This is a genomic window from Pseudoalteromonas sp. SG43-5, assembly GCF_014164345.1.
Classification (GTDB): Bacteria; Pseudomonadota; Gammaproteobacteria; order Enterobacterales; family Alteromonadaceae; genus Pseudoalteromonas; species Pseudoalteromonas distincta.
In genome coordinates, this window is record NZ_JACJFA010000027.1 from 26,495 (window position 1) to 36,473 (window position 9,979).

Consider the following 9,979-nt stretch of genomic DNA (forward strand, 5'->3'; position numbering starts at 1 on the left):
CTCTCTCTAGTGATGAGGCATACTATCAATAAGTTTGGCTTTCACCATTTTAGCTTTTGTCTCAAGACGTGAGCTAAAAAATACTCCAGATAATGCCGCAACCATTCCAGCCATTGTTGGGATTGTTGCCATTGAAATACCTGATGCCATTAAACGTGCGTTACCCGTACCCTGGTTGGCCATGGTTTCAAAAACCGAGATCATACCAGTAACAGTACCAAGTAAGCCTATTAAAGGACAAACAGCTACTAATGTCTTAATCAACAACATACGCTGATCTAATTTTTCAGACGCTTCAGAAATCCATGCTTCACGGATTCTGTGTGCGTACCAAGACGTAGTGTCTTGGCGGGCATCCCACTTTGCTACAATTTCTTTCGCTGTGCGAGGAAATTCTGCAAGTAGGAACCAATAGCGCTCAATCATTAAAACCCACATAAGAAAGAGTGCTATCGCGACCACGTATAAAACCTGGCCGCCTGTGCCAACAAAATCCCTGATAGATTCCCATATCTCCATCAGGACTAGCATTAGGCTTTCTCCTTCTCCGCGTGAGTAGCAACGATACCCGCGCTTTGCTCATCAAGGATGTGTAATACCGACTTACTACGACCAGCTACAAGAGCATGAAGTAGAATTAGTGGTAATGCAGCAATTAGACCTAGCGCTGTAGTTACAAGTGCTAGAGAGATGTTACCTGCCATGATCTTCGGATCACCCGTACCGAACAATGTGATTGTTTGGAACGTTAAGATCATACCGATTACTGTACCTAGTAGACCAAGTAACGGTGCGATTGCAGCAAGAATCTTAATTATATTGATACCAGCTTCAATGCGTGGCGTTTCACGTAGAATCGCTTCATCAAGTTTAAGCTCAAGGTTTTCAACATCTTGGTTCTTGTTGTCATGGTACACTTTAAGAATACGACCCAGTGGGTTATTTGTATTCGGTGTAGCAACATTTTTAAGCTGGCTCTTAATCTTACTAGTAGTAAGTGTAAGGTCAACAAAGCGGATTAGAGTAATTAGCATACCTAGGCCAAGTAAAGCCGTGATGATATAACCAACTACGCCACCTTGATGGAAGTATTCCATAAGGGTCGCTTTTTGAGTGTTGATACGTAAGATAGCACCACGAGTCGGATCTATGTAAACACCAGCGTAGTTATCTGGTGATGTATTTTCTAGAGCCGTGATACCGTCTAAGATATAACCGTCTGGTTGCTTACCTAGAGGCTGGATAGACTTAGTCTCTGGTGAATAAATTAAGTAACCATCGTCTGTAACTAAGTTAAAGTTACCGATACGTGTTACTTTTTTCATTGACGGGTTACCGTCAAGACCAGCAACTTCAGTTTCAAAAGTTGAAACTTTAGCTGATTCTGTCATTTCAGTTTGAAGTGAAATCCAAAGTTCTTCAAGTTCGCGAACTGTAGGAAGTTCTTTAGCAGCTGCTAACGAACGTAAGATTTCAGCACGACCTGGTTTTTCAGCACTAACTAGTGACGCTTCGATAGAACCGATAGCATCTTGAGCTGCACGACGTACAACACCAAACATCTCACCTAAAGTACCTTGGGCACTTTGAAGAGCTGCTTCTTTTTCAGCTAGCGTATTTTCGTTTTGTGCATATTGCTTAGCTAAGCTTTCACCACGAGACTTCTCAGAAGCAAGTTGGCTTTTAGCTTTGTTAAGTAATGCTTGCTTGTCAGCACGTTCTGATAAGAACTCTTGCTCACGTTGCTTATTGATTTTACCTTCAGAGATACGCTCTTGCTTTACTTGCTCAAGAATTTTATCTAGAGCTCCAGTATTTGCATGTGCATTAAGCGCGGTACCTGCAGAAACAGTTAGTACTGCTGCAACAGCAAAACCTTTAAATAGTTTCTTCATTATTGATTACTCCGCGCCAAAGATAGGTAGTTTAACAAGTTCTAATGTCGCTTGCTTACGCGCCATACGAATAACTTCTTTAACAGGTTTTAGGTATTCTTCGCCTAATTCTTTCCACTGTTTAGTGTTGTTATCCCACACCCAAGCATGTTTCAAGTCAAAAGACTGAGCAACGTAAGTGATACGACCTAACTGACCGATATCAACGTTAATGCTTTTACCATCAACTTCTAGAGTACCTTGTGAAGCAGATACAAGAGAGCTGTATGCTGTTTCAATAGTGTAAGCTTCAAGTACTTGACGGAATTTTTCAGACGTCGTTACAGACGCAGAAACCATGATCTCACGTAGTCTTTCAACACGTCCTAAACGCGTTTCAAGATTAAATGGAACGTCCGCTTTGATGAATTGCTCAAGCGTATCGATCATGCGATACATCAAAGGCACAACGTTTTGTTTAGTGTTATCAATAGTCGCGATTTGACGATCAAACGATTCAATTGAAGCGTTTTGGCTATCAACCAAGCGCGACACGTGATCGTTATACACTTTCATAAGTTCAGTCTCATCAACAACGCTACGGTACTCAGCGATTAGCTCCTGAGTTTGACCATATACATTGTCAATTTTAGTTTGAGACTTAACAGCAGCCTTTTGAATTTGTTGACCTGCTTTTTGCACGTCATTCAAAGGATCTGCAATCACATTGCTGCTTGCAAATGCAAATGCGCCAACCAACGCAGTTGCTACAAGACTCTTTCTGATTTTAACAGACATAGTTCCCAACCAATTAAGTAATGTTACTTTTATAATTTAATTATCCTCCGAGGAGAACAACCCTGATATCTTTTAATAGATATCAACCTTCCAATAATGCTAAATGCAATTAGCGCTGTCAACTTGATGTTTACTAATCTCAGTAAATAAATAGCTAAGTTAATGCTTAAACGAAAGTACCAGCCCACAACAGTTAACATTATTGCAACGAAGCTTTTTCTTAATATTTCTATTAAAGCCTTTTAAGGGGTGTATTTATTCGCATTGCACTGACATAAAACAACATTATTGCAACATTTAGCTAAAGCTGAATTAGCACTGAAAAAAAACTAAAAAAAATATAAATTGATATAACAAAAGTTATTTTTTACACGATTTTATCGTGTTTTATCGCCTCAGTTACACTTCATCTGAAAAAACAAACCATTTGTCGCACAAAAAAACAACACTGGATAATATTTAATATCGGATACTCACGCTTTATATACGTTACTTTTAAAACTATTTTAAAACGTGTTTTTCCATAAATAGTAATAATAAACTCAACAATGCATTTCTTTTAGCAGCATAAAAGCTTTTGATAATTAAACAGGTTATATTTACCGCTTTAAAGTATTCTTTAATACTATTTTAACGTTAAGGTTAATTCAGTGATTAAGTTAATCATGAAGAGTTATCCTACTTTATTAGTAATACACTATAAATGAAGCTTTACGTTCACATAATAAAGTAATAGAAGCACCTAGAAGCCCTTATCAATGAGTAGCCTTCGTCACACAGAGTAAGCTTAAAACAGAATTTGCATGGATGGATATTGAGCATCGATTTTATTTAAGCTGGTATCAGGCCCATTGAATAAATTCTTATGAATGGTTTTTAAAAGTATTAGAGGATTGTTTTGTCCGTTAGATTATTAGTTGTTTAGCTTTGCAAAGATAGAATGTTTGAGTAGTTTTTTAAGTTTAAAAAAAGGAGAATTTGAGGTATGAAATAAATAGATTTAAGGAAGGGGAATTATGGTGAAACAGAAACCTGCTTCACCAAGATGAACTAGAGTTCACATAATAAATTATGCTGCTTCTACGTTCTCAGCTTCAGGGCCTTTTTGACCTTGTTTGATGCTGAATGTCACTGCTTGACCTTCGCTAAGAGTGCGAAAACCAGAACCAGTGATTGCGCTGAAATGTACAAACACGTCAGGACCATTTTCTTGTTCAATGAAACCAAAGCCTTTAGCTTCGTTGAAAAACTTTACTTTACCAGTAACCGACATACTAAATTTTCCTGTAAGTCAATAATTAAAATTCAGCCATATTATTATGGCAATATCCTCCCTGAGTCAATGCTCAAAAATATGGAGGTACAGTACAGGAACAAGTAATAACCTAACCGGTAACCTTAAACGCAGCACAATATCCGTAAATTCAATACATAAAAACTCAAAGCAAGGTAAGATTAACACATTATATTTTTTTTCGCTCTATTAATTAGGAATTATTTCTTAAAAATATAAATTTGTTTTAAATCGCCTTTAACTGACTAATTTACAAGCAAAAAGCTATAAGTATTATTGTAATATTTATTGCTGTAAGCGAGATCAAAAGCCACCTACAACCACCCTGTCGTCGAATTACGCTTCAATAATATCAAAAGCACAAACAAAAAAGCCGCATTAAAAATTAAGCGGCTTTAGATTTAAATATATTATTGGTTATTCGACAGACCAATCCATTGTATTTTCAGCCTTTATAGGCACAACTTCAGAGTCGCCCAATGTATAACTTGCAGGTACTTTCCACGGCTTTCTTTGTAATGTAATTGTATCTGTATTACGCGGCAATTCGTAAAAATCAGGGCCAAAGTGGCTTGCAAACCCTTCAAGCATGTCCAAAGCTCCTGCATCCTCAAATGCTTCAGCATATAATTCAATAGCGGCATGAGCCGTGTATGCACCAGCACACCCACAAGCTGCTTCTTTTTTATCTTTATAATGTGGTGCAGAGTCAGTTCCTAAGAAGAATTTTTTATTTCCACTTATTGCTGCAGCCATTAATGCTTGCTGGTGAATGTTACGCTTGAGAATTGGCAAACAGTAATAATGTGGGCGAATTCCACCCGCTAACATATGATTGCGGTTATAAAGCAAGTGATGCGCTGTAATTGTTGCCGCTACATTGCTAGGTGCATTAACAACAAACTCTACTGCATCTTTAGTCGTAATATGCTCGAGTACAATTTTAAGCTCAGGAAAGTCATTTACTACATCTCCTAAAATTGTATCCAGAAATACTTTTTCACGGTCAAAAATATCAATCGACGAATCTGTCACTTCCCCATGCACTAACAGCAACATGCCTACTTCTTGCATTGCTTTTAAAACTGGATAAATATTTTTTACTGATGTAACGCCCGAGTCAGAATTAGTGGTAGCGCCAGCAGGGTAAAGCTTAGCTGCTACTATTTTACCTGTCGCTTTAGCTTTTATTATTTCATCTGGTGTAGTTTTATCCGTGAGATACAAAACCATTAATGGCTCAAAGTTGCCTTGTGGATTTGCAGACATAATGCGTTCTCTGTACGACAATGCCGTATCTGTGCACGTTGCTGGCGGAACAAGGTTTGGCATAACAATAGCGCGGCCCATGTATCTGCTAATATCGCGTACAGTGTCTTTTAACTGGTCACCATCACGTAAATGTACATGCCAGTCATCAGGGCGAGTGATAGTAAGGGTTGTTACAGAGTTTGTATTATTACTTGTCATTACTTTGTTCCACGGCTGAATTTATCCGATCATAGGCATATGATGTTTTCGAGTAAAGATTTTATTAAAAATAAAGTTTTTATATGGATAAAATTACTGAGGTACTATTTAAAGCACAATGAGCAAATTCAATGTTATTAGCTTATTGTAATGATTTATGATTAATTAAAACTCGCTATATTAAAACTTTACAGTGTATTGAAACCACTCATCGCTTTAATTTGTACAAAAACCCAAGATTAGGTTAACTTAACTGCGAATTTAAAAATAAAAAGAACAATATAAATTGCCTATGTCTTATAAAACCGATGCTACTAGAGCGCTTGAGATAAAAACTGATCAACTAAGTATCATTAATCAATTTTCATCTAGCCTATTGCAACTCGATACATTAGAAGAATTGTTTGAGTATGTTACAACGCACGTTGTAAATCGCTTAGGGTTTGTTGATTGTGTCATATATCTAGCTGACAATAATGCAAATACATTAAACCAAGTTGCATCAATGGGTATTGCACACGCGCGGGACAAATATCAAGCGGAACGTAAAATAATACGTTTTAGTGAAGGTATAACGGGCGCAGTTGCAACGACCGGAAAAGCGGTAATTATTAACGATGTAACGAAAGACAGCCGTTATATCGCTGATGAACGCCCTGCTCAATCAGAACTATGTGTTCCCCTTATATATAAAGAACAAGTTTTAGGTGTTATTGATTGTGAGCACCCAATCAAAGGTTATTTTACCAATGCACACCTTGAAATTCTTACAACAGTTGCTCACTTACTCAGTGCCAAGATTAACCAGGTTAATACAGTAAACAACTTACAAAAAACAGTTGAGCAACTCAACAATGCACAAAAATTAGAAAACAGCTTATTACAAATAGCTAACCTAACTTACAAAGCGAATGACCTAGATACATTTTTTAAAGCCTTGCATTCAATCATAAATAACTTACTTCGAGCCGATAACTTTTTTATCGCTCTATACGACAAAAAAGTAGATATACTTGACCTCGTTTATATAGTCGAAGAAGGTATAAACACTAAAACCCATCAAAAAATATCTAAAGAACAACTTAAAGACACCGCTTCATATTACCTTCTAAAAACAGAGCAAACCCTATTACTCAACAAAGATGCCTTTCAAAGTCACATTAATAACGGTGATTTTAAAATGGTAGGTCGGCAATCTGAGTCTTGGTTAGGTGTTCCATTTCAAACAAGTGATCGTATAAGCGGGGTTATCGTTGTACAAAGCTACGATAAAACACTGCATTACAACGAACACGATAGTGCTCTTCTAACGTATGTAAGTCGCCAAATAAGTATGGCAATTGATAGGCAATTAGCCCGCCAAGAACTTGAGCACAAAGCATTACATGACGAGCTTACAGGCCTTGCTAACCGCTCACTACTTATTGAACGTATAAAACATGCTATTTTACGTTTAACGCGTGCTAAAAAGAGTACTAGCCATGCCCTGTTGTATCTAGACTTTGACCGTTTTAAAAGTATTAATGATTCGCTCGGGCATGAAGTTGGGGACCACTTCCTTATAAAAATATGCGACTTGATTAAAGGTACAGTACGAAGCACGGATACATTTGCACGTTTAGGCGGCGATGAATTTGCAATTTTTATGGAAAACATCACGCATAAAAACCAAGTTAATGAAGCTTTAAACCGCATTAAAAACGCATTATCAAAACCTTTAAATATAGATAACCACTTACTCCAAGCATCAACGAGTATTGGGGTTGCCTATACAGATAACGTAAACGACAAAGCTTATATATTACTGCAACAAGCCGATGCCGCTATGTATGAAGCTAAGTCAACCGGACGTGGTCAGGTAAAGTTTTTTAATAACACGATGCGTAAAAAACTTAAAACCCATGCCGATATAGAAAACGACTTACAACACGGTATTGAACACAACGAGTTTGAACTTTATTTTCAACCAATTTTCACAATTACTACCAGTGAAGTTATCGGCTTTGAAGCACTTGTTCGTTGGCATCACCCTACAAAAGGGTTTGTACCCCCTAATGACTTTATACCGATAGCTGAAACTACAGGGCAAATTATAAATCTTGATTTACATTTACTTGATTTAGCGGCCCAGCATATTTCAAATTGGCACCAACAAGGCCATCGCTTTTTAAAAGTCACCGTTAATGTATCGTCACGACACTTTGCAAGCCTCGATTTTGTAGCGCAAATACATTCCATTTATAATAAGTACCAATTACCTCTAGGTTCTTTATGCTTAGAAATTACCGAATCTGGCTTAATAGAAAATCTAGAACTCGCCACTCAAATAATTGAAGGTCTCTCACCTTTAAAAGTAAAATTATGTCTTGATGATTTTGGAACAGGTTATTCAGCACTAGGCTACTTGCACCAATTGCCTATTCATATTTTAAAAATAGATAAAAGCTTTATTGACCATCTACAGGATTCTACTAACCCACTTGTTGAAGCCATTTTATCACTTGCGCAATCATTAAAACTTGAAGTTGTAGCTGAAGGAATAGAAACAGTTGAGCAATTAACTATTTTGCAATCCACCGCGTGCGACTATGGCCAAGGCTTTTTAAAATCAAAACCTGTTACTGCCAAAGAAGCCATATTACTAATTAATAAATCCTTATAAAAAGAGCCAGCGAGTAGGTCGCTGGCTTAGGTATTACGCATATACTCTCCCATTGAGCTAAACTTAAGCTATAAGGCAAAACGACTCTATTTTTTAAAGCACAATCTAAAGTAAGCATTCAACAAACCTCACCTCATACCGTTATCAGCATGGTTAAAACTCACGCTGAGCTAAAACGCACAGCAATCGTTATATTTAAAATACAACATGAAGCAAACTCATCTAAAACTCATCAAACCAGTTTTCAAATGACTTTTATCATTACTAACTCTAATATTTTCACGATTCATAGCGATAAACTGCAATAAGACGCATAATTTTAGCCATCTAGACGTTGAAACGTTTTTTATATAGGCGTAGTATGTAATTAATCTGAGCTGAACTCACTTTTCCCATGAGAATTTTTAAAGATGATTGGTATTAAACATTTAAAAACCATAGCAACCCTAAAAGAAACAGGATCTTTGGTTAATACAGCACGAGAGTTATTTTTGACACAGTCTGCTTTATCTCATCAAATCAAAGATTTAGAGAATAAATTGGATTGCCAATTATTTGAGCGTAAAACTCAACCAGTCCGCTTTACCCCTCAAGGAATGCTATTACTTGAATTAGCTCACGAAATATTGCCAAAAATGGAAGCGACTAAATGTCGTTTAAAAGAAAGCTTAAACCAGCCTATTTCTCAACTACGTTTGAGCGTGGAATGCCATGCATGTTTTCATTGGTTATTACCTACTATTAAAGAATTTAATAACTTTTGGCCTGATATAAAAATTGATTATGAACGTGGCTTTAGTTACGACGCTATTCCTGACTTACTAAGCGATGAGCTCGATTTAGTTTTAACGTCTGACATACGCGAACCCGACACATTAGAATACGCGCACTTATTTGATTTTAAATTGAAGCTTATTGTGGCGCCGGATCATGAACTTGCTAAAAAAGCGTATGTAACAGCGCTTGATTTAAAAAACGAAACTATTATTTCATACCCTATCCCGCGTGAACGCCAAGATATATTTAAGCATTTCATTCAAAATGCTCGTTTTGACGGTACACTAAAAACGGTTGACCAAGGACTACTTATTTTTCAACTAGTAAGTGCTGGCATGGGCGTTGCTGCTTTGCCCGATTGGCTAGTTACACCTTATGAAAGCCAAGGCTTAATTAAATCAATTCCTTTAGGCGCTCTTGGCCTTACTCGCCCTATGTATTTAGCGATGAAAAAAGACATGAAAGATAACCCTGTTTATCGTCACTTTTTAAATACATGTAAGCTAAATAACGGTCGATAATCATCAATATAATAAGTAATATCGCTGTAATTAACTCTACAGCGTTTAACTCTTATGTTTGTTATTAAAAAAATGATTGGTGGTTTACTTATGCCACTGCCTCTATTTGGTTTATTTGCGTGCCTGATGCTCCTACTGGCATTTAAAGGCCGCAAATCAGCTCTCTTCTTATCTACTTTAAGCTTAATTGTATTACTTGCATTGAGCACACCCTTTATCGCCAATTTAATTATCCATAATAATGAACCTGAGTCGCTTGCATTTAATACTCTAAAGCATCCAAAAATAGACAAAATAGTTGTACTAGGTTGCGATATAAACCCAAATTCGGCTTTAAGTTCAAATAATCAATTAGGTAATTGTCCGCTAACGCGCTTAGTCGAAGGTGTAAAACTGGCGAAACACTACCCTAATGCAGAGCTTATCGTTTCAGGCGGGGGTTATAAAAATACCACTAATAGCTGTCTCTTATACACAAATCCCTGCTAAGAAATTAGCGGGGATTTTTTTGAACTAAATCTCAATGTCATGATCAGATCTTCAAATCTTGTTTGAGGGCACATTATGATTAACGAACATACTC

At 36.9% G+C, this 9,979-nt stretch carries 7 protein-coding genes and 1 pseudogene; 3 read left to right on the forward strand and 5 right to left on the reverse strand.

The genetic code is table 11. The annotated features are described in order from the left end of the window. Positions 1-6: 6 nt before the first annotated feature. From H5161_RS18605 to pyrC, 5 genes are all read right to left on the reverse strand, one after another. Positions 7-531, reverse strand: coding sequence for a MotA/TolQ/ExbB proton channel family protein (locus tag H5161_RS18605; RefSeq protein WP_002961709.1), 525 nt, complete (start codon positions 529-531; stop codon positions 7-9). Further along, positions 531-1,895: a MotA/TolQ/ExbB proton channel family protein gene (locus tag H5161_RS18610; RefSeq protein WP_002961707.1), complete on the reverse strand. Its 1,365-nt coding sequence runs from the start codon at positions 1,893-1,895 to the stop codon at positions 531-533. The genes H5161_RS18605 and H5161_RS18610 overlap by 1 nt, the downstream gene beginning before the upstream one ends. A gap of 6 nt (positions 1,896-1,901) precedes the next feature. Beyond that, positions 1,902-2,672, reverse strand: coding sequence for a DUF3450 domain-containing protein (locus H5161_RS18615; protein WP_024590812.1), 771 nt, complete (start codon positions 2,670-2,672; stop codon positions 1,902-1,904). A 1,069-nt stretch (positions 2,673-3,741) separates the two neighbouring features. Then, positions 3,742-3,945 (reverse strand): cold-shock protein, encoded by a 204-nt coding sequence (locus H5161_RS18620; protein ID WP_002961702.1) that lies wholly within the window; start codon positions 3,943-3,945, stop codon positions 3,742-3,744. A gap of 438 nt (positions 3,946-4,383) precedes the next feature. Beyond that, positions 4,384-5,436 carry a dihydroorotase gene (pyrC, locus tag H5161_RS18625; RefSeq protein ID WP_024595527.1) on the reverse strand — a complete coding sequence of 351 codons (1,053 nt, stop codon included), beginning with the start codon at positions 5,434-5,436 and terminating at the stop codon, positions 4,384-4,386. A 292-nt stretch (positions 5,437-5,728) separates the two neighbouring features. On the opposite strand from pyrC, the gene H5161_RS18630 reads away from it, so the two are divergent. The 3 genes and pseudogenes from H5161_RS18630 to H5161_RS18640 form a co-directional block, all read left to right on the forward strand. Then, positions 5,729-8,098 (forward strand): EAL domain-containing protein, encoded by a 2,370-nt coding sequence (locus tag H5161_RS18630; protein WP_182738206.1) that lies wholly within the window; start codon positions 5,729-5,731, stop codon positions 8,096-8,098. Between the two features lie 410 nt (positions 8,099-8,508). After that, a complete protein-coding gene (locus H5161_RS18635; protein WP_002961689.1) occupies positions 8,509-9,396 on the forward strand; it encodes a LysR family transcriptional regulator in 888 nt (295 codons plus the stop codon). Between the two features lie 54 nt (positions 9,397-9,450). Next, a pseudogene (locus tag H5161_RS18640) lies at positions 9,451-9,870 on the forward strand (YdcF family protein); the annotation flags it as partial. Positions 9,871-9,979 lie beyond the last annotated feature (109 nt).